Genomic DNA, 21,459 nt, shown 5'->3' with positions numbered 1-21,459 from the left:
TATTCCAAATGTAAAACTCTAGTAAACTTGGACTTATTAAAGAATCGCTAAGCCCTGTGATCCCAAATAAGGGAATGCGGTCCAGGCCGCAACCTGCATTCTAACCAGGATCCCGTCCCTTTGTATGGAAAATACAGAGACGGTCCCCTGGTTACCATTTAGAGTATAAAAATGCCGTCCGTCTTTGCTCACTCCAACATCCATCGGAAGCCCCGGAACGGTATCCCCTGGCGTGCTGGTAATATGCCTTACAACGGATAAGGCTCCATGATCAATTCCGTATGTAGAGATCGTGCCGCTTAAGGTATTGGTGACATAGGCGAATCGTTCATCCTTGGTTGTGACAACCCAGCAGGCGGTTTTATATCCGTTCATGACAGAACCGCTGATCACGCGAAGTGTCCCATTGTTATTCATGAAATAGGAGGAAAGGGCATTGGAATCTGCTTCAGTAACCAGGAGCACTCCAGCGGACAGGAAACATGCACCCAATGGTCCCTTCCCATACGAAGGATTCACGATGGGTTCTGTAAGGGTACCATTCGGATTAACATCGTATACACTTAGAGAGTTTGAAGTAAGCTCGGTTACAAGGAGTTTCCTGCCATTCCGTGTAAAAAGCAACTGAGCGGGCTGAGCTTTAAATGTGCTGAGAGAGCGGGTGGATCCGGGTATGGGAGTAAGGCGTCCGTTATGGTCCATGCGGAAACCCGTGACATTCGATGTGAAATGATTGGCAGCGTTCCCTACATTGGCCACATAGACCAGATTTCCAAACACATCCACGGTATTCGGCTGTGCACCTCCCGACGGCTTGACATCCACAAGAACGGGCTCACCTATGTTTGTTATCATGAAACTGCTGACACTATGACTGCCTGCGTTCACAGCCAGAAGAAAACGTCCATCCCGGGATAATGTCAGAGCACCCTGTGAAGTCAGGGGATCCACCCCATCATTGGTTGTTGCTGTGGACACCTCCTTTGTACCGGTCCCCCTGCCATAAGTCGGGTATGATCCCATATAGGTAAGCATGCCATTCATATCCCTGAAAAAAGCGATGACTTGATTCATTGCTTCATTATTGGTCATGATGTAAACCATACTGACATTTGCACGGAAATGAGTCTGCATGTTATTCGATGCCCCCTTTCGTATGTTTATATGGTGCATCTGCGAATTCAATTCCCCTATTCGGGTCAAATGTTTTCTAAACGATAAAAACAAAAGACCTCACTCCATTTTAGAGAAAGGTCTTTGTTTCGTTTATCTATGGCAGTTTAACTTTCTTCATATTCTTAACAGCCAAACGGCCCTCTGAATTATTATCAGTAAAAGTTATGTCCAGAGAAGCCGTTTTTTCCCTTTCAATAACATCGACCCTCACTTTTACGATGTGAATGATAGCGGGCTTTAGTTGTTCAGATGTTTCCTGCAAGGCTTCCTTCTTCACCAAGAGGATCCGGGCATTCTTATATTGAGGAATTTCTACGTTATAAACCTTCATAATCACTTCTGAAATCTGACTGTGAAGCTGCTTAATCAGGACTTCCTCTAAATCGTTTGTACTCAACCCTGCAGAAGCTGCCGCAATTATGTCGCTTTTTTGGCCATGATGAGCTAAAGCCGTCGAGCTTGTACAGAGGAGCAGGATCGCTAAGAAATTACAGCTCAGTAATTTTGCAAACAAACATATCACCCTCATCTATTTTTAGCTCTAGGTTTTCCTGATTGGAATCTTTCAATCCTTTATTTTTATCTGTTTCCCGCTTTTGATAAATTAGATTTTGTAATATAATGAATTTTATAACTATTTGAGAGTAGGGAGTTATTTAAATGGAGCAGCATACAAGCATCATTTCCCTCCAGGACATTCATTGGCAGAGGAACGAAAAACAGATTCTGGATCAAGTGAACTGGCAAGTAAAAACAGGACAGCACTGGGCTTTATTAGGCTTGAATGGATCCGGAAAAACATCCATTTTAAAGATCATCACGGGCTATCAGTGGCCTTCTGGCGGGAGTGTCTCCGTGCTGGGACAGCTCTTTGGAAAAACAAATATCCCTGAATTGCGGAAATCGATCGGCTGGGTCAGCTCCTCCCTGGACGATCAGTATAACGCCCGCCCCAGTGATTCTGCACTGGAGGTCGTCATAAGCGGAAAATTCGCCTCGATAGGCTTATATGAGCAGATATCCCGGGAGGATGTCGAGGAAGCATTAAAACTGCTTTCTGCCTTTAATATTGAGCATTTAGCTCATCAGAACATCATCACTCTTTCCCAGGGAGAAAAACGAAAAACGATGATAGCAAGAGCCTTGATGTCTTCCCCGAAAATCCTTATCCTGGATGAGCCATGCAATGGACTGGATATCTACTCAAAGGAAGAACTGTTATCAACGATCGAAGATTTGACCTCAGCCCAGAATGGTCCAGCCGTGATATATGTCACTCATCATATCGAAGAAATCGTCCCTTCCATTTCACATGTGATGCTATTAAAGAACGGCAGCGTCATTGCACAGGGAGATAAGCATGCCACGCTCACTGAACCATTGCTCCATGAAACCTTCCGTGTTCCCTTATCAGTTGATTGGCTCGATGGGCGGCCATGGATTAAAGTGAAGGCTTTTTCAAACTAAAAAAAGCTGGGCTGTCCGTACACCATAATTGGTACACGGCCAGTCCAGCTTTTTTCATGTGCTATTTACCTGACAAACTTTTATATTAAACCATCCCTATCAGGGAAAAAGACAGACACTATTTCTAATAGCTAACATGGGATCCAAACAAAAAAGGGGGTGCCAAAAGCCAGTCTTTTGGCACCCCCTTTTACCTTTGAAATACCCAGCTTACATGGTGCTGATGTCAATGACAAAACGATACTTTACATCCGAAGCTAATACGCGTTTGTATGCTTCGTCAATTTGATCGGCAGAGATGATCTCAATTTTAGGACCGATATTATGCTCTGCACAAAAATCCAGCATTTCCTGAGTCTCGCGGATGCCCCCAATCATGGAGCCTGCAAATGAACGGCGGTGGCCGATGAGAGAGAACACATTCACAGACAATGGCTCCGCAGGCGCACCCACATTTACGAGAGTGCCATCAAGAGTCAGAAGGCCAAAATAAGCATCCATGTCGAGCTTCGCGCTTACGGTATTGATTATTAAATCAAAGGTTCCCGCAAGTTTTTCAAATGTTTCCGGGTCTTTGGTGGCATAGTAGTTTTCTGCGCCAAATTCCAATCCGTCTTCCTTTTTACTCAAAGTCTGTGACAGGACTGTCACTTCTGCGCCCATGGCAGCTGCAATCTTGACAGCCATATGGCCGAGACCGCCCATACCGACAATCGCTACTTTCTTGTCTGGGCCTGCTCCCCAATGTTTTAACGGAGAATAAGTCGTAATGCCTGCACAAAGCAATGGCGCTGCCGCATCCAGTTCCATACCATCCGGAATACGGACAACAAAGTCTTCCGTTACCACGATATGAGTAGAATAACCGCCCTGGGTAGGCTCACCGTATTTGTCCACACCCGCGTAGGTAGGAACATTTCCTTTTAGACAGTATTGCTCCTCTCCTTTGCGGCAGTTCACACATTCACCGCAGGAGTCCACCATACATCCGACTCCAACCCGGTCGCCCACCTTGTACTTTGTGACCTCGGATCCCACTTCAGTCACAATCCCCGCAATCTCGTGCCCTGGCACAAGCGGATAATTTACAGGACCCCACTCCCCATGAGCCGTATGGATATCGGAATGACATATACCTGCAAATTTAATTTCAATCAAAACGTCCTGTGAATCAATTTCACGTCTTGTAATTTCAGCAGCGTGGAATGATTGATCCGGACCATCGACTGCTCTCGCTTTAGCTATCACCATTATGCAGTACCTCCAATTCTAAATGTCCAAGAGAAAAAAGAATAAAATGCTTATCTTTCTTTTCTCTTGCAAAACTAGAATAAGCCCTCTAGTTAACTCTAGGTCAAGTAATAACCCCTCGATGGATATGACGGATTTAATATTTTGACATTTCCCAGTCAGCATGAGAGAATGCTTTCAAAATATAGAGATAACTCGATGTCTGCATATAAAGAAATGGGGTAGGACGAATGGTCACATATTCAATCAGTGAAGTGGCAAAAGAATTAAATCTTACGGTATATGCCCTGCGATACTACGACAAAGAAGGGCTGATGCCTTTTGTAGAACGTACTCCCAGCGGAACCCGATTATTTAAGGAATCTGACATCGAAGCCTTAAAAATCATTCAATGCCTTAAATCAACCGGGATGCCCATCAAGGACATCAAAGGTTTCATCGAGTGGTGTTCGGAGGGCGACGCAACCCTCAAACAAAGATATGACATGTTCCTGGAACGGAAAGCGGCAGTAGAAGCACAGCTGGAAGAACTAAACAGGACCATGGATTTGATCCGCCATAAATGTTCCTATTATAAAACGGCCCTGGATGCAGGAACAGAGGATATACATAAAGTGAATAAGATAGGGAGTTTTTAATCGAATGAAACCTTTTGGAGGTTTCCACAAATAAAGAAACGTATCGGTATTTTGGTTTATCTAACTGAACCAATCGGCCTATAGTGATGCTAAAATGAGGTATTACTATTTAGGGGGAACACATGAAAAAGATATTAGGAACCTTTTTAGCCTCATCATTACTACTATGTGCCCACGGACATGCAAAAGCAGCTGTCAATCATATCCCGGACAGCAACAAAAATCTGATAAAGTGACAGCGCTTAGGCCGCTGTTATTTTTTATGGAGTTCATTTAAACATGTAAATCCCGTTTAAATAAAAATGCCGCCAAACGGCAGCATTTTTATTTCATCCTATTGCTCATTTCCCCTCCTGTAAGGGGCCTGAGTTAAACATTCCATGGGTTCTTATCCCCCACCTCCCCTTTTAAAAGGAAGTAAAGAAAAATTAAGCTTTTCGATTGGCCACAAGAACCGTCTTTTGAACTTTCTTCTTTCTTACCAGGATAAAATAACACAAGAAGGCCAAAAAGCTGGCGCCAAAAATGACGGAGGCCATTGGAACTCCTGTGTACGCTCCGCCAATTCCCACTATCGGCGCAGCCAGCGAGCCCATGACAAAGGGCAATAGTCCCAATAATGCAGAAGCGCTGCCCGCCATATGTCCTTGTGACTGAATCGCCAGTGTGAATGATGTAGTTCCAATTAGACTAATGGAACAGATAAAAAAGAAAATGGGGATGGCGACTCCAATAAGCGGAGCCTTTAATAAGAGTGCAATGAGCAGAGATAAACCTGATACATTGGCAAGGCCTATTCCTATTTTCAAGAAAGTTCGTTCCGAAATGATGTCTGTCAGCCTGCCAACCGACTGGCTTCCAATAATCAAAGCAACGCCATTGATTCCAAACAATAAACTAAATTGCTGGGCTGTCACTCCATACACATTCTGATAAACAAACGGAATACCAGAAACGTAAGCAAAAATGCCGGCAGTGATGAAACCTTGGGTAAAGGCATAGCCCATGAACTCTTTATCTTTAAATAATGTCCCAAAGTTGCCCAGAACCTGTGGCAGATTACTTGGAAGCCGCTTTTCAGGCGGCAGGGTCTCTTTTAATTTGAATGAAACGGTAAAGGTCAAAATGATTCCAAGGATGGTCAGTGCAATAAAGACCCCATTCCAGTCATAAAACGTTAGGATGGCTCCCCCGGCAACGGGAGCGAGGATTGGACCAAGGTTGCCTACTAACACCATCAGCGAAAAGAATTTAGTCAATTCCTTTCCGCTATAAAGATCCCTTACAATGGCTCGTGATAACACGATTCCGCCTGACGCAGCGAATCCCTGCACAAATCTGGACCCAATAAGGAAATAGATATTCGGTGAAAATGAGCATGCCAGGGATGCCAGGATGTATATGCAAAGGAAAAACAATAAAGGCTTCCGGCGCCCCTTCACATCGCTTAACGGCCCGATCACTAATTGGCCTATTCCAAGACCCAGCAGGCAGGAAGTTAAACTAATCTGGACAAGTGAAGCCGTCGTATGAAATTCTTTTACTATAGTAGGAAAAGACGGCAAATAGGTATCGATTGTAAAAGGCCCCAGAATTCCAAGGGAGCCTAAAAGTACTGCAAGCTGCAGCCGTTTCTTTCCCACAGATTTTTCCAAGTTGCACTCACCTTTCTTTCATCAGTTTTAAAGTTATAGTGCTTGGTATCCAAGGTATTTCGAGAACCTAAATTAAACACTCTCGATTATAACCTGAACACTTCAATTGGTAAACCATTAAATAAATGACAAAAAAACCAACAAATATCAGATGATATTTGCGGCAAATAATATACCTAAATCTGATAGACCATTTATAGTGAAAATACATCATTAAATATAAGTAAGATAATGGTTATAATGCCAGCTTTTAAATTATAATCATAAAAAAAGGTCTACAATGTAAAAGTGATAATGGAGGGAAGCTGCAATAAGGTTATCATGCAGTAAGGGTATGATACTTAGTACGGCAAATTATAGAAACAAATTGCCATTGATCTTGGTTTCCATATTTCACATCCATTTAGCTTAGGCTGTCCTGCAGGCTCTCAATCTCTAGAGTTTGTTCTTCAATAAATCTGTGAAGTTTATGTACTAAGTCATTTAATTGATTCATTTCGGTAAATAAACAGAAGTTCGAACGCATTGTTTAGGGCTGATCCTTGTTATTATCTACTGTCACTTAAATCACTACTTTCCCCTTATCTTTACAATCTAATTAGATGATAAAATTTATTATTCATAGATTTTCAACAAAGCTGTTTAACAGAGCTTATTTTTATAAAAAGAAGCCAAAAATTCATATTCCTTCCCAGCCTGATCGGGTGTATGATGATAAAAAGGAGGAATTTATTTGAGTATTCTGTCAAAGGGGGATGTTCACTATCTCATTGGGCTGCTGCCTCATAAAAATATTGTAATGCCTTCAATTTATCTTTTTGAACAATGGAAGGATATCCATTCGTACACAATGAAGAGAAATGTGTACAGAGAATATCAGATTCTTAAGCACATCGTCAAAAACAAGATCTTTTCCATTTACAATTATCAATACCAGTCGGTCTTTCTTTATATGTTTAACCTGCCCTACGATTCCCGCACCTTAAAAGTACTTCACTCCATCTTTTGCCTCTACCATGAACTCCGTCATCATGAGCAGTACACGACACAGAAAGCTCGATTTCTTCATAATCTTCCTGAACCGGGGTGCTATCATGCGGCCTGGACCGAGGAGGACGCCAACGAGTTTGCCGCCGAATGGCTCCTGAAAAACCGTACTTCGATCAACCAGCGATTTGGATTTAGGGAAACTAGTTGGGAAATCGGAATTTTGGAAAACCGTCTCCGGGTTTATATCAGTTAAAGTGAATGTCTTTGCCAAAAGAATGTTTCTTCACGATGAAGAAACAGAGAGTATTTATTCCTTTTCGATTTCCCAAACAATCCTTTTGCAGCTACTGCACCTACGCCAAACCAGGCAGCAAAACTCAGATACAATCACCTCGATTTAGATAAAATGGGTTTCTCATTGTGTATACAATGCAATGGTTCAAAAGTTTCACCGAACATCCGCTGCATATTCTTAGAGCCTCAAATAATAAGCTTCCAATTTCGGCTCATTAATCATGAATGCTTCATACACTATATAAAACCATGTATGGGGTGGATCTCATGGCAGCACGGATTGAAATCTCCACAAAAAATCACCAATTATATGTTATGGACGGCATCAGATTGATAAAGGCCTACCCAATCGCTGTGGGAAAAATGCTGACTCCTACTCCAGAGGGGACCTATAAAATCATAAACAAGCAGCCCAATCCAGGCGGTCCGTTTGGGGTAATGTGGATGGGCTTATCCAAGCCCACTTACGGAATACATGGAACCGATGATCCTTCTTCCATCGGCAGAGATATGTCTCATGGATGTATCCGGATGCAAAATGCAGATGTCCAGGAGCTATCTTCAATGGTCCCGATTGGAACCGTAGTGCGCATTCATAAATGGTTTTATCAAAACTACATCCCGTGAATGCAGAAAAAAGTCCATGCTGAGGTAAGCATGAACTATTTTGCGCGATGAACCGTAAGATTTACCTTATTCGTTTCACATAAGAAGGTTGAAAGATGGACGGGCTCATCATTCAGATCAAAAGCAATTTTCAGAATCCTAAAAAGGTTGGCCCCAATAACATTCTAAATAACCCGCATACTCTTTTGTGGCACTGATCACATCAATGATTTTATCGTTGGTGACGATTTCGGTCTGTTATTCCTCTAATAGAATTTTATATGTAGACTCGTCCCTTGCAATTTTCTTTTCTAAATCCGGAAAGCGGATTAATGAATAATGCGCGGTATCATGGAAAAGGGCACGTTCATTTACATACATAAGGCGCGCCAGCTCAAGGACCGGACTTCCCTCATCGATATGGAGATGGTCCGCAATATACTTAGTGGCTGGTATGACCTCACTTCTTAAAATCCTCGAATTGGGTATCATCCCCTGCTGATGGCTGAACTCGGAAAAGCCGCTTACCGATAAAAGTTCGTTATGAAATTTATCCTTGAAGCAGGAAAAAAGACACCCACATTGGATGTCTTCTCTTAGGATTTTAAGGCTCCAGTTTTCTGGTGGTTACGTTGTCTGTACTCGCAAATTCTGTTCCTGAACCTGATGAACCAGCTTGGTGCCTAGCCGCTTCCGCCTGATTTTCGCATGTCGCCTTTGCGTCCATTCCAGGTGTGGCATCGATATTTTCAAGCGAAGTATTCTCACAAGAATAGTCCTGATTTTGGTTTCTTTCCGCCATTCATGTTCACCTCCAGACTATTAATGTATCCAAATACATACAGGAGTATCTTAAGGTATCTAAACAACATTAATGAAATAACTTTTCCATGTCAGGTCTGTCATACTCCCAAATACAGTCATTGTATCTTTTTAAAATCTATCTTTCTGCATCGGTCATCGAATTGTGAGAGATGGTATTCCTATCTATATTATTGAAATAAACTCTATGGAAAATACTCGGTTTTAAACCCCAACTCCTTGTTCAAAGGAATATATCTAATTTCGGATGTGTTGTATTGTAAATAAATCGATGAGTTTTATCATTCTTGATCGCCGCCTTGTAAAATAGCCAAAAACTAAACCAGTGTCCGAATAAATGTCAAAATACCCTTCAAGAAAGGTGAAGATCAATGAGAAAAACAGGCATGCAGGTTTTAGCAAGTCTATTTTTGTTAGGAAGTGTGTTCTACTTATCCGGCTGTACTGACATACATAGTAAACCCGCGGAAATAACCGTTACTAGTAAGAAGCCTGATGCAGACGAGGTTTTACGTTTAAATAAGCATGCAGACATTTTTCAATGGGATGGAACGATATACGCCATTGGTGTGGAGTGGGTAAATAAATTACAGCTCACTAAAAAAGTGCTCATAGGAGAAATTTCTCAAACATCTCAGCAATCTTTTAAAGACGGCACAGCCAATACACTTCCTGCCGGGACCAAAATCTATTCTGCGGAAGAACGGAATGATGTTTTAATTGTAGACTATGACGGGAACCTAAAGTACTATTTAGCCCAGGCTGAAGGGTAAAATTTTTATCAAGATACATATCCGGTATCAGCAAACAAAAAAATAAGGGGAGATTTTACCCTTAAATGCAGAATGGAGCTTGTTTGGGGTTAAATAAGGGGAGATTTTACTCTTATTCAATGAAAAATTATATATTTTTCTATTTTTCGAGTTAATAAAGGGAATTTCTCCCTTTATTTCAGCTGTTTTTAACCCAATTTACTAATTAAGGGGAATTTCTCCCTCTATCTATCCGTCAGGGTGAATAGGCTATGATCCAAGGGACAGCAAAAGCAGAAACCGCCATATATAAAGAAAAAGACGTATGCCCATTCATACGTCTATCCTCGTGTTTTTTACACTGCTTTATGACTCCATGGCCGCATGAACAAAGCGGGTCCTCACAATATATGTCAGGCTGATGAATAGATAAATCCCAAGGGTTATACTTGTGATCACAGCCGATGTGGTGAAAATGACACCAATCAGGATGGAAATCAATGTAATGATGGCCAGCCATGTTGTGTAGGGAAACCATTTTACATGATAGCCTGATGAAACGTCAGGCTGAAGCTTCCGTGATTTCAAATGGGCAAAGGCGATGATCAGCCAGATGAAAAGGACGGTATAGCCAAGGGATCCCATCAGATATTCAAATGTTTTGCTTCCTGCAAATAAGGAGATCAGCACTCCCGCATTTAAGGAGGACGTGCACATTAAGATCGAGTAAACAGGCACTTTCTTTCCGGACAGCTTCGCAAAAATCTGCGGAACCCTGCCGTCCACAGCCTGGGTATACAGGACGCGGGATGAGCCGTACAGCCCTGAGTTCATCGATGATAAAATCGCTAATAGGATGACTGCATTCATAATATGGTCGGCGCCGGGAATGCCGATCATCTTAAACACAGAAACGAACGGACTTTCTTGAACAGAGTTTACCTTGTTCCATGGTATCAAGCTGACGATAATAAAGAAAGGGAACAGATAAAAAGCGATGATCCTTGTTAATGTACCGCGAACCGCTTTTGGCACCACTTTCTCCGGATCCTTCGTCTCAGCCAGGGTTACGCCGATAATTTCCGTACCGCCATAGGAATAAATGACGACCAGCATAGCGGTGATGAGACCACCAGGCCCTTTCGGAAAGAATCCTCCATGACTTGATAAGTTAGAAAAGCCAGGAGCTGAATGATGGCCAAATGTAACAAATAATAGCAATAATCCGGCCAGAATAAAGATCATAATAACGCTGATTTTGATTAATGCTAGCCAGTATTCTGTTTCGGCAAAAATTTTAACAGACAGCAGATTAATGATGGTAACAATTGCCGAAACCACTAAAGCCAGCATCCATATAGGATAATGGGGCAGCCAATATTGAAGGAAGATTGCTGCAACTACGGCTTCTGCAGCAATGTTTAACACCCACATCTTCCAATAAATCCAATCAAGAAAATAAGCGGGAAAATGTCCCAGGGCTGATTGAATCAGGTCGCGGAACGTACGAGCTTTGCTGTTGCGGACAGCCATTTCAGCTAAGCCCTGCATAATGAATAATAAAATAATTCCGCCAATTAAATAGGCAACAATAACAGATGGCCCCGCCATATCAATGGCTGAACTGCTTCCTTTAAATAATCCGGCGCCAATGCTTCCCCCTAAAGCCATCATCATGATATGGCGCGAGGTCATGGTCCGCTGCAAACTCATGTTGTCCTTTTTCATTACTCTAACCTCCATTGATCACTCTCATCCCTGGCTGCTTCCTTACAGCCAGGGCCGATAAAAATAGAAAAGGCCCATCATCTTTTATCTCATTTTTAATGAGAAAAGAGACGATAAGCCTGTAGCTAACCGCGGTACCACTCTTTTTGATCCTGTTTGAATCCTGCTTTTTTGGCACCCTGTAACGTGGGTCAATCGGCATGGCATAGGGACATTCCTTCTGCCATGCAGCTCCAGGGCGAGTTCAAAGGGATCATAGACTGCGTCACACCAACCCGCAGCTCTCTTTTTCTAGTTTCCGCTTTTACTATTCCCGTTCAATGCTTTCAAAAAATTAAATTATTAGAAAGTTCTAAATTCATACGTTTCACTATATATGCTGAACTTTTTTATGTCAAGAACTATGATTTTTAAAAACGGCCCTGTCCTATCCTTAACAAGTATATAATATTCCATTATAATATAAAGGATGGTTAAAAATATTAGAAATTGGATATTTACTCTATTTCAAATTATCTTATGCTATATTTAGTATACCTAACCAGGGAAATCATCGGACTGATCATCAAGGAGTGAACCTGTATGACATGGACAGTATTTATTTCAATTGTAGCAGCAGTTGTTGTGAAATTTTTATTGAGTCCCCCGAGCGCATTGGTCGCATGGGCATTAGATAAATTCGAACTTCATCCAAAGCTGAAACCAAAGGATACAGTTATAACCTTTAACGAAACGCAGCTAAAAGAAGGCGAAAAACAGACATTCATTGACGCCTGGAATGAAGCTTCATTTTTAGAAAAACATTGGATATTCCCAGGAAACGAAAAACTGTTTCTTCAGCCTGACACAGATGTCATTCCATTTGTGATCGGGATTAAAAGAAAGAAACTGCAAGTACAGCTTTTTGTCTACAGTTATGAGGAGCATATCGATGTTGTCAAGCAGTTCAAGAAGAAGGTGGTTTCTTACCGCATAAGGTCTGAGGAGCTTTCTGCAATGGCCGCTGGTGGAAGGCCCCAAATGGAACAAGCTTGATGAATACTTATCTAGGAAGAAGAAATTCCCGGCGAGCTGCCGGGAGTTTCTTCTTTTTTAGTGATTGATCAATATCCCCAGTCAACAACAGCTACAAAGTGTGGAAAATACTTTGCAAAAGAAGTGACAAATTATGAAAAAAATTATTGATTTCCTCAACAGGCAAAAAGATAGAGATGTACGGGGGGATAGAAACAATGATTTATCTCAATGATAGAGATTATACAGATGAAATTTCAACTCAAAATCCATACGGTATTTCAGGTTTGATCATGAGTAAAATTGCTTTTTTGTTTCCTCAATTCGGTATTTCTCTTTTTACACTAGTCTTTTGCATACTAACGTTTTTCATGTTTGACAAGAGTAAAAAAGATAATCCATGGACGTTTTTCATTTTTCCATATTAAGGATATTAATCACAGCCAGTCATTCGAACATATCGAGTCAGCGAACCTTCACACTGTAATGTCTCATGGATTTCGGCACACCCTTCAGCTCCAATACTCCGCTATAAACCAAATGCCGGATTCTGTACTCGAGAAAAGAGTCACTGATCAATTCATCTATTGTACCTAAGATCGTTCCGATTACACTCCCAGTCTTCATAAAGTCTTTGGCGGGCTGATTATAGTGCATCTGTTTCAGGACATCCAAGATAAGGGAGTCATAATGGTCCTCCTTCATTCCCTGTATTTCACCATGACTCCAAATCCGCAGAACTTCTTTCGTTAAAGTCAATTCCCTCCATTCCCTTTGCAGCCGGCAAAGTTCTTCATGAGAAACAGGCTGGTTATTTTTACTTTCATGGAATATCACCTTTAAATCTTTAGGATCAATGTGATTTGTATGAAAGCAGTTTGGATGCTGATCTGCGGGCATCATAGACTTTTCGTAAAATTCAGTGGCGTTTATGAGGAAAACCTCATTGGTTTTGTCTTTTACTTGATGGATAAAAAAGCGAAGCCCTATTTGTTCCTCTACATTAGTTCCATACCAAATATAAATCGGCACATCTTCAGGGATATCTTCTATCGCCTGCAAAGCGGCAGAAATATTAGTTTCATATTCATATTGTGATTGAAAATCAAAATTGATATGTTCAAATAACCATTCAGAACGCTTGTCCCAGCCGGATTTTTCATGAAGACTCCACAAAGGACCGAATGCAAAAAAGTCTGGAAAGCCGATTACCGTCTTCGGACGATCCAGTCCAACCTTTAAAGCCCCGGCTGAAGATTCTGAAGAAATGAGATGGTAAGGACCATATTCATGAGTGGAACCATGATGCTTCTTTGTTAACACTCGGTGTCTGTGAATGCTTTTATTGATCTCTTTAACCATTCGTGCCATATCTACTTCGCTTAGAAAATATCCTTTTCCCACGAGAGGGGAGCGGTCTCTGTGGTGAAAGGCTTTATATTCTTCTCCCCGATCTATTTCATAGGTCTGCCATTCTCCTTTTTCGTTCACATCCTTAAGAGTCAAATAATTCCCTCCCTCAATTTTATAAACGAAAACGATATGCTGGACAAAAAAATAAATATACGGATATTGGTCCTTTACTTCCATTTCCCTCCACTCCTTATCCAATCTTTTTTGTCTCACTGGATAAAATGCCTGTACACAAGTAAACAAGCTGCATACAATACATTATCCCCAAGCCGAATACAGTCCATAGCCCCCTGGAGAATCCTTCTCCGGGGGTTTTCTTTTACAGTGATGTAATACAAGCGCCTTTTGTACCGTGCCATAGTTGTTTGCCCATTCCAAATCTGACTCCCCTTCATACCTTATTATTAATCCATGGACAAAGGAGGTTGTATAGTATGGGCTTTTGCGGCGGATATGGCGGCTGCGGGTATGGCGGCTACGGATATGGCGGCGGCGGATATGGCAGCGGTTTTGCTTTAATCGTTGTTCTTTTCATCCTGCTTATCATCATCGGAGCAACATTTGCAGGCGGTTATTAATCATATGGAAAACCTATCCTTTGGATAGGTTTTCCTTTTTTACACATTTATGTACCAAAAGTCCGGTGAATGGATTAATGGGTATATGTTATTTTGTAATAATAATAATCCAGTAGAACGGCTATAATTAACAAAAAGCTCTACATAATGGTGTGAGTAAGTTAATGTTCTAATTCCAGCTGTCATATTGATGGATTAAACAAGATGTTCAAGAAATCACAAGATCAAAAGCCTCTTAAAAGAAAAGCCTCAGAATCCATATACAGCAAAATGAAGAGCAATCGCGAAGAAGTATATCGAAATACCTCCGCATCAATTTTGGAAAATTCTGATAAAATAAGTGTAACATATGCTCTCTTTCATGAGAACACGAATTCTGCCCTGGAACTATCAAATCAGCAGCAGCGCATCAAAAGGCAGCGGAAGCATCCGCTGCCTACATCTTCTTGAGGGAACTATCCCTCATACTAAAACGCGTTTAAGCACTAAAGTACTTAGTCGTAAAAAAATCACTTCATCTCAAAATCTACAAATATGCTGTCCTCTAATCCGATCTCCTTCAGATAAGAAACGACCTCCTGATGTGCCGGGTGTGAGCCGTAGTTTTCCAGTGAGCTTCTGTCCTCGAAGCGGACAGTTAATCCCATTTCATAGCCTTTGCTGCGATTGGAAAAGTTGGTTCCCTGCTGTATTTCCACAATACCGGGGATGATGTTTTTCAACTCAAGCGTCCGGGTGATGAGCTCTTCTTTCTGCTCCTCGGTGGTATGCGGAGTGAATTTTAATAAAGCGATATGCTCAATCATCTAGAGAGCCCCCACTATTTGATTCAGTTTCTCGCGGTCAAAGCCGGCAATCTGCTTGTACTGATTCGAGATGTCCTCCAGCTCCCGCTGGGTAATCACATCATTTAAACTGGTAAAGCCATTTGGTGCCCGGTCTTCAACAATTTGCATGACCATTTCCGGACCGTTTTTCCGGTTAGCCAAGACAATGTTTGCGGTCGGTCCACGTCTTGCATCTTCGTAAGCCCGTAAGGCAGTTTCTGCATCTCCATGTTCTAAAATGGCCTCTCCAAGGGCATCAGCATCCAGAATGGCCTGTGAAGCCCCATTAGATCCTATCGGGTACATCGGATGCGCTGCATCTCCAAGCAGCGTGACTCGTTCAAAGCTCCACTGAGGCAGCGGGTCGCGGTCAACCATTGGAAATTCATAGACATCTTTTGTTTCCTCAATCAATCTGGGAACATTGAGCCAGCCAAAATCCCAGTTTGCAAAAGGAGCTGCAAAGACATCTTTCTCCACTTTCCGGTTCCAGTCAGAACGGGAAGGTCCTTCACCCGGGACTGCCAGCTCCGCAATCCAGTTGACAAGAGATCGTCCCTCCTGCGCGGTCTGGGGACAAACAGGATATGCCACAAACTTTTGATCCTGATAACCTGCCATAATCATGGACCGGCCCGTCAAAAACGGCTCTGCTTCTGTCAGACCGCGCCACAAAATCCGTCCACTGAATTTAGGAAGCCCCTCATCGGGATAAAAGCATTTCCGGACAGCCGAATGGATGCCGTCAGCCGCAATCAGGATATCTGCACCATATGAACCAAGGCTCTCCCCGGTCTTGCGGTTTTCAAACTGGGCTGTCACGACTCCTCCCATCATTTGAAAGGATTTAAGATGGTGGCCTGTCCTTACAGAGTGCTCCCCCACTTGTTCCTTCACTGCCTTTAACAGAAGCATCTGCAGCCTGCCGCGGTGAATGGAATACTGCGGCCAGTGATACCCGGCAGCCTCTCCCCTTGGCTCCTGCCAGATTTTCTGACCGAACTTGTTTACATACAGCAGCTCTGCAGTAGGAATTCCAGCCGCTTTGAGTTCATCAGCCAGCCCAAGCTCTGTCAGCACCCTTACGGAATGAGGGAGAAGATTGATGCCGACTCCCAATGCTTTAATGGTTTCCACACTTTCAAAAACTCTGACTGTAATACCCATCCGGTGAAGCTTCAAGGCGGTGACAAGGCCTCCAATTCCGCCGCCGGCTATCATGGCTGTTTTTATTTTGGTCATAAGCGCTTCCTCCTGTTTTTCACACTATATATTTTTATACTTTTCTTAATTATCACACAATATTTAAATATATCAATGGTAATGAACTCTTTTTCCTTTATCGCAATACAGCATAAAACCCGTTCCGAAGCAGATCCATCCTACTTTTCCTTATCATCCTATAAAAATCGCAAAAAAAACCAGCCCTATGACTGCTTCCCATTTTCTTTCCTTATTCATTTAAGCTTAATATGACAAGCCACAATCGCTACCTCACCCAAATTCATTGCTTTTCCGCCAACGAGCATAAGCTGTTCTTTTTCCATCTCCTGAAAACTCAGTACGGAAGAACTCATTCCGGATCTCTCCTTACTCATTTTTAATTCAGTTGTTTATAGTATCACAAATCCTACTTCTACCCTTCATGCGAGTTCTGTTCATTCATATATATTCACCATTTCCTACCACTATCCTTCTGCATAATCAGCTGTCCTTTATGTGAAACATTACGCACAGCGATAGTAGTCCTTTAGGATGATTATTGGATGCATGCAGAGAACTTTTACGGAGAACGCCTTTTTCCTACCCTTATATGGTAAACTTTAGATACAAATTGAATCATTCAATGAGGTGGACATTTGGAAAGTACTCAGGTAATAGAAGTGATTGGAACGAAAAATCTAACTAAGGGCCATGTCTTATACTTTTACGAGAGTCTGGAGAAATATATTTCAAATGTAGTGGATTTTATCCTTTCCGGTCTAAAACAAAATGAATATTCGATCATAGTAGAAAATGACCGAATAACTCCGTTAATCAAAAAAAGGCTCACCATGTCGGTGAAAGCAAACAGCCTTGAAAAAGTGATGTTCATCAATAATTATGACTTCTACTATGCAAAAGGGGATTTTAGAATTAATTCGATTTTTGATTATTTCCTAAAGTTCACGGAAGGTGATCCAGTACAAGATGCCGTTCTCCGAAGCTGGGCTCATGTAGAATGGCGGGATGAGCGGGAAATCAGCGGAACATTATTGGCTTCTGAAAATGAGGCGGATAAAATCGTCAGCGAAACCAATCTTCTATCTGTTTGCGCCTATGATTCAACTCGCGTCAGCATAGAATTTATGGAAGGCCTTCTAGACTGCCACAACTATCTTATATCTGAGAAAGAGTAAGCAGTGTCCCCATACCATATAACTCCCGGCCAAAGTCCATTCACAGAATCAGGCTCACCTGACAGCAGAGCCTGGTTTTTTTATTTCCTGACAGCTGAATCCTCTGTGCTTTTTTCACTTGTTGTTTGGTATGTCTTTCCCGTTTGAGAAACTTCAAGAATTTTATAACACTGTATTGTAAACTACAGTTAATTCATTTATCCAGCCGCTGGATAATTTACTAAGAAAAATCAGTAAATCTATGGGTTGAGGTATATAGGATGGATAGAGACAATTTGGATTTTAATTTAAGAAGTGATTAAGTTAAAGAAAAAAAAGCCTGAGGGTTGTAAAAATCCCCTCAAGCTTTTTGTATGCTATTTAATTGTTATTACCTTTTATGTTACGAAATCGGCTGTTATTTGCTTTACGATTAAAGTTTTTCTCCACGTTTATGGAACTACTTACTATATAAGGAATGCTTAAGAAATTCACATGAATCAAGATCGAATAAAATGTACAGACACTAACATCAAAAAGGAAATGATGATTATACTGATCACCCATAGCCACGCCAATTCCATATTGCCTGTATCAATGGCCATATAAATGGCTGTCGGTATCGTCTGGGTTTTCCCGGGAATATTTCCTGCGAACATGAGTGTGGCTCCAAACTCACCCAAAGCTCGGGCAAAGCTTAAGATTGCACCTGAAATAATCGCTCTAAAAGCAAGAGGAATGGAAATGAATACGAATACTTTGAATTCATTTGCCCCGTCCACACGTGCTGCATCTTCAATATCCTGATCCACTGCTTCGAATCCTGTCCGTGCAGATTGGTACATAAGGGGAAACGCAACAACCGCGGAAGCTATAACAGCCGCCCACCAAGTAAACATCAAAGGCTGTTTAAAGATCCACTCAATCCAGGATCCTATCGGACTATTCCTTCCAAATAAGATAATTAACAAGAAACCGACAACAGTGGGAGGCAGCACTAATGGTAAAAGAAAAAGGGTTTCAATAAATACCTTTCCTTTGAATTTCATATCCGCCATTACTTTTCCAAAAAACACACCGAAAATCAATACCCATAGTATCGATACAAGCGCAACCTCAATGGATAGATCAATAGGAGTCCAAAAGTTATTATCCATTTTTCACTATTGGATTTTCTTAAACCCATACTTTTCTAGCGTCTTCATGGAGGGGTCCTTTTGAAGATAGTCGAAGAATAGCTGGGCTTCTTTAGGATGGGTAGTGGCCTTGATCACACCTGCTGGATAGATAATCGGATCGTGTGTGTTGTCCGCGGCAGCGGCTGCAATTTTAACTCTTTGGGATGCCAATGCATCCGTTTTGTAGACAATTCCTGCGTCCACATTGTTGGTCTCTACATATGTAAGCACCTGGCGTACATCTTTTCCATATACCACTTTTCCTTCAATGGACTTCCAAACATGCAATTGATCTAATGTCTGCTTCCCATATTGGCCGGCAGGGACAGATTCAGGGGTACCCAGTGCGATCTTATCCGCTTTTTCAAGGTCCTCAAAGGTTTTAATTCCTTTAGTGGAATGTTTCGGTACGACCAGGACAAGATCGTTCCCTATTAAATCTTTTCCGTTCTTCTTCTCAATCAGTCCATCTTGAACCAACTTTTGAAACTTATCTTCAGCAGCAGAAAAGAACAAATCAACAGGCGCTCCCTGGGATATTTGCTGCTGAAGCGCCCCAGAAGCTCCAAAATTATAATTCAGAGTGATAGCAGGATGTTCCTTTTCAAACTTTCCTTTAATATCGGTTAAGGCATCCTGGAGGCTTGCAGCTGCTGAAATGGTTAATTCCACTTTCTTATCAGAATCCGCCTTCTTCTTATCTTCTGTTTGGTTCGATTGTTCTTTCGTGGAACATCCGGATAAGGCTAATACGAATAGCATCATCGTCAAACAGAAAAGAGTGGATTTCTTCATCAATCCCTCCCCTTTCACATTCATTATAATTAGTTATAACTAATTATAATTGGTTATATCTAAAATGGGTAGAGAAAGCCTTTGGATTTTTCACTTGTAAAATAAAAATGATGATGGCCTGCTAGACAAAAGAACAGGTTTTATGATAAATTATTACAATGAAAATTACTTTATAAACTACATATTTTTAAAACGATGATGAGGAAAGTAGTTTTTGCTATATTCGATAGCGAGCCGGGGCTGGTGGAAGCCTGGCGATGAAGCATGAATGAAGAACACCTTTGAGTTCTAACCGAAATGGGATCCCTTAAGTAGGCTTAGACGTTGCCAGGACGTTATTGACTGGGGTAAGCAATCGTTAAGCTGGTCATAGTATGACAATTTGGGTGGTACCGCGGAAGTTAGCCTTTCGTCCCTTTTTTGGGGATAGAAGGCTTTTTTATTGCAATAACATTCCCTTTGGAGGCTATTTATGATTAAAACTGTAGTAAAAGACTTATACAGAAATCAAGACAAGTTCAAAGATCAGACCGTTCAGCTTTCAGGCTGGATCCGCACTCTGCGCGATTCCAAAACCATTGGCTTTATGGAGCTGAATGATGGAACATTCTTCAAGAGTGTACAAGTGGTTTTTGAGGATACTCTTGAGAACTTCAAAGAAATCACAAAGCTGCCGATCAGCTCTTCTGTTCTGGTTGAAGGTGAATTCGTTCCGACTCCTGAAATGAAACAGCCTTTTGAAATCAAAGCGACCAAAATTGTGATTGAAGGATTATCTCATACCGATTATCCATTACAAAAAAAGAGACATTCTCTTGAATATTTACGAACCATCTCACATTTACGTCCAAGAGCGAATACCTTTTCAGCCGTTTTCAGAGTAAGATCTCTTGCATCTTTTGCTCTTCACCAATTCTTTCAGGAAAAAGGATTTGTGTATGTACATACACCAATCATTACCGGAAGCGATACGGAAGGTGCCGGTGAAATGTTCCGTGTCACATCCATGGACTTGAACCAGCTTCCAAAAACTCAAGAAGGAAAAGTGGATGAAAGTGCAGATTTCTTCGGCAAAGAAACCAACTTAACCGTAAGCGGCCAATTAAATGCAGAAAGCTTTGCGCTTGCTTTCCGTAACGTGTATACCTTTGGTCCGACCTTTAGAGCAGAAAACTCCAATACCGCACGGCATGCGGCAGAATTCTGGATGGTCGAGCCGGAAGTCGCATTTGCAGAATTGCCGGACATCATGGACCTTGGAGAAGAAATGGTCAAGTATGTCATAAATTACGTGTTTGAACAGGCACCTGAAGAAATGGCCTTCTTCAATAGCTTTATTGATAAAACCCTTATTGACCGTTTGACGAATGCTTTGGAATCCGATTTCGGAAGAGTAACGTATACCGAAGCTGTAGAATTATTAAAGAACTCCGGCAAGGAATTTGACTACCCTGTTGAGTGGGGAACCGACCTGCAGACGGAACATGAACGTTACCTTAGCGAGGAAATTTACAAGCGTCCTGTTTATGTAACGGATTATCCAAAAGAAATTAAGGCATTTTATATGAGAGCGAATGAGGATGGCAGGACCGTTGCTGCGACTGACCTTTTGGTTCCAGGAATCGGCGAGTTAATCGGAGGCAGCCAGCGTGAGGAAAGAGAAGACGTTCTGATTGATCGAATCAAAGAACTTGGGATGCCCGAAGAAGATTATTGGTGGTATCTCGAGCTTAGAAAATTCGGCGGCACCAAGCATTCCGGATATGGAATTGGTTTTGAACGACTCGTTATGTATTTAACCGGAATGAAGAACATCCGCGACGTAATCCCATTCCCTCGTACACCAGGAAATGCAGATTTTTAATTCTATAGATGTAATAAGTGAACAATAGGATGC

Annotated in this window: 21 protein-coding genes and 2 other annotated features; of the genes, 9 read left to right on the top strand and 12 right to left on the bottom strand. The window is 41.7% G+C overall.

Annotated features, from left to right (window positions below):
- Positions 1-36 precede the first annotated feature (36 nt).
- Both H539_RS0123000 and H539_RS0122995 read right to left on the bottom strand, forming a co-directional pair.
- Positions 37-1,134 (bottom strand): lactonase family protein, encoded by a 1,098-nt coding sequence (locus tag H539_RS0123000; RefSeq protein ID WP_026695476.1) that lies wholly within the window; start codon positions 1,132-1,134, stop codon positions 37-39.
- 136 nt (positions 1,135-1,270) lie between these two features.
- Entirely contained in the window at positions 1,271-1,690 is a 420-nt protein-coding gene (locus tag H539_RS0122995) for a hypothetical protein (RefSeq protein WP_026695475.1), read from the bottom strand.
- Between the two features lie 146 nt (positions 1,691-1,836).
- Between H539_RS0122995 and H539_RS0122990 the strand changes: the two genes are divergently transcribed.
- A complete protein-coding gene (locus H539_RS0122990; RefSeq protein WP_026695474.1) occupies positions 1,837-2,643 on the top strand; it encodes an ABC transporter ATP-binding protein in 807 nt (268 codons plus the stop codon).
- 210 nt (positions 2,644-2,853) lie between these two features.
- Here H539_RS0122990 and H539_RS0122985 read toward each other — a convergent pair whose 3' ends face one another.
- Positions 2,854-3,894: an NAD(P)-dependent alcohol dehydrogenase gene (locus tag H539_RS0122985; protein WP_026695473.1), complete on the bottom strand. Its 1,041-nt coding sequence runs from the start codon at positions 3,892-3,894 to the stop codon at positions 2,854-2,856.
- A gap of 230 nt (positions 3,895-4,124) precedes the next feature.
- Here H539_RS0122985 and H539_RS0122980 point away from each other — a divergent pair, with 230 nt between their 5' ends.
- Entirely contained in the window at positions 4,125-4,532 is a 408-nt protein-coding gene (locus tag H539_RS0122980) for a MerR family transcriptional regulator (protein WP_026695472.1), read from the top strand.
- Between the two features lie 428 nt (positions 4,533-4,960).
- On the opposite strand, the gene H539_RS0122970 is transcribed toward H539_RS0122980, so the two are convergent.
- Positions 4,961-6,187 carry a multidrug effflux MFS transporter gene (locus H539_RS0122970; protein WP_026695471.1) on the bottom strand — a complete coding sequence of 409 codons (1,227 nt, stop codon included), beginning with the start codon at positions 6,185-6,187 and terminating at the stop codon, positions 4,961-4,963.
- A 733-nt stretch (positions 6,188-6,920) separates the two neighbouring features.
- On the opposite strand from H539_RS0122970, the gene H539_RS0122965 reads away from it, so the two are divergent.
- Both H539_RS0122965 and H539_RS0122960 read left to right on the top strand, forming a co-directional pair.
- Positions 6,921-7,430 carry a hypothetical protein gene (locus tag H539_RS0122965; protein ID WP_026695470.1) on the top strand — a complete coding sequence of 170 codons (510 nt, stop codon included), beginning with the start codon at positions 6,921-6,923 and terminating at the stop codon, positions 7,428-7,430.
- Positions 7,431-7,738: 308 nt separating this feature from the next.
- Positions 7,739-8,098 (top strand): L,D-transpeptidase, encoded by a 360-nt coding sequence (locus H539_RS0122960; protein WP_026695469.1) that lies wholly within the window; start codon positions 7,739-7,741, stop codon positions 8,096-8,098.
- Between the two features lie 237 nt (positions 8,099-8,335).
- Here H539_RS0122960 and H539_RS32935 read toward each other — a convergent pair whose 3' ends face one another.
- Together H539_RS32935 and H539_RS0122945 are read right to left on the bottom strand one after the other, a co-directional pair.
- Positions 8,336-8,569: a UTRA domain-containing protein gene (locus tag H539_RS32935; RefSeq protein ID WP_026695468.1), complete on the bottom strand. Its 234-nt coding sequence runs from the start codon at positions 8,567-8,569 to the stop codon at positions 8,336-8,338.
- A 112-nt stretch (positions 8,570-8,681) separates the two neighbouring features.
- Positions 8,682-8,879, bottom strand: a complete 198-nt coding sequence (locus H539_RS0122945) for a hypothetical protein (RefSeq protein WP_026695467.1) — start codon at positions 8,877-8,879, stop codon at positions 8,682-8,684.
- Positions 8,880-9,270: 391 nt separating this feature from the next.
- On the opposite strand from H539_RS0122945, the gene H539_RS0122940 reads away from it, so the two are divergent.
- Positions 9,271-9,672, top strand: a complete 402-nt coding sequence (locus H539_RS0122940; RefSeq protein WP_051348754.1) for a hypothetical protein — start codon at positions 9,271-9,273, stop codon at positions 9,670-9,672.
- A 345-nt stretch (positions 9,673-10,017) separates the two neighbouring features.
- Here the strand turns inward: H539_RS0122940 and H539_RS0122935 are convergent, their stop codons facing one another.
- Positions 10,018-11,379, bottom strand: coding sequence for an amino acid permease (locus tag H539_RS0122935; protein ID WP_026695465.1), 1,362 nt, complete (start codon positions 11,377-11,379; stop codon positions 10,018-10,020).
- Between the two features lie 103 nt (positions 11,380-11,482).
- Positions 11,483-11,709 (bottom strand) — a binding site (T-box leader).
- Positions 11,710-11,961: 252 nt separating this feature from the next.
- On the opposite strand from H539_RS0122935, the gene H539_RS0122925 reads away from it, so the two are divergent.
- Positions 11,962-12,414, top strand: a complete 453-nt coding sequence (locus H539_RS0122925) for a YfmQ family protein (RefSeq protein WP_026695463.1) — start codon at positions 11,962-11,964, stop codon at positions 12,412-12,414.
- A gap of 444 nt (positions 12,415-12,858) precedes the next feature.
- On the opposite strand, the gene H539_RS0122915 is transcribed toward H539_RS0122925, so the two are convergent.
- A complete protein-coding gene (locus H539_RS0122915; protein ID WP_026695462.1) occupies positions 12,859-13,983 on the bottom strand; it encodes a DUF1835 domain-containing protein in 1,125 nt (374 codons plus the stop codon).
- A 257-nt stretch (positions 13,984-14,240) separates the two neighbouring features.
- On the opposite strand from H539_RS0122915, the gene H539_RS31090 reads away from it, so the two are divergent.
- Positions 14,241-14,384 (top strand): YjcZ family sporulation protein, encoded by a 144-nt coding sequence (locus H539_RS31090; protein ID WP_081415999.1) that lies wholly within the window; start codon positions 14,241-14,243, stop codon positions 14,382-14,384.
- A 509-nt stretch (positions 14,385-14,893) separates the two neighbouring features.
- Here the strand turns inward: H539_RS31090 and H539_RS0122900 are convergent.
- Together H539_RS0122900 and H539_RS0122895 are read right to left on the bottom strand one after the other, a co-directional pair.
- Positions 14,894-15,190, bottom strand: coding sequence for a Dabb family protein (locus H539_RS0122900; protein WP_026695460.1), 297 nt, complete (start codon positions 15,188-15,190; stop codon positions 14,894-14,896).
- On the bottom strand, positions 15,191-16,453 hold the full coding sequence (locus H539_RS0122895; protein WP_081415998.1) for a flavin-dependent oxidoreductase: 1,263 nt from the start codon (positions 16,451-16,453) through the stop codon (positions 15,191-15,193).
- 617 nt (positions 16,454-17,070) lie between these two features.
- Between H539_RS0122895 and H539_RS0122885 the strand changes: the two genes are divergently transcribed.
- On the top strand, positions 17,071-17,610 hold the full coding sequence (locus H539_RS0122885; RefSeq protein ID WP_026695458.1) for an MEDS domain-containing protein: 540 nt from the start codon (positions 17,071-17,073) through the stop codon (positions 17,608-17,610).
- Positions 17,611-18,089: 479 nt separating this feature from the next.
- Here the strand turns inward: H539_RS0122885 and modB are convergent, their stop codons facing one another.
- Complete coding sequence (gene modB, locus H539_RS0122880) at positions 18,090-18,746, bottom strand: molybdate ABC transporter permease subunit (protein WP_026695457.1); 657 nt, start codon at positions 18,744-18,746, stop codon at positions 18,090-18,092.
- 6 nt (positions 18,747-18,752) lie between these two features.
- Positions 18,753-19,562 (bottom strand): molybdate ABC transporter substrate-binding protein, encoded by an 810-nt coding sequence (gene modA / locus H539_RS0122875; protein ID WP_026695456.1) that lies wholly within the window; start codon positions 19,560-19,562, stop codon positions 18,753-18,755.
- Between the two features lie 186 nt (positions 19,563-19,748).
- Positions 19,749-19,982, top strand: a binding site (T-box leader).
- 52 nt (positions 19,983-20,034) lie between these two features.
- On the opposite strand from modA, the gene asnS reads away from it, so the two are divergent.
- Positions 20,035-21,426 carry an asparagine--tRNA ligase gene (gene asnS / locus H539_RS0122870; protein WP_026695455.1) on the top strand — a complete coding sequence of 464 codons (1,392 nt, stop codon included), beginning with the start codon at positions 20,035-20,037 and terminating at the stop codon, positions 21,424-21,426.
- The last annotated feature ends 33 nt before the right edge of the window (positions 21,427-21,459 follow it).

The organism is Peribacillus kribbensis DSM 17871 (assembly GCF_000430765.1).
GTDB classification, from domain to species: Bacteria; Bacillota; Bacilli; order Bacillales; family DSM-1321; genus Paraperibacillus; species Paraperibacillus kribbensis.
Note: the sequence above shows the minus strand (reverse complement) of the source record. Positions and strands in the feature narration are given on the sequence as shown.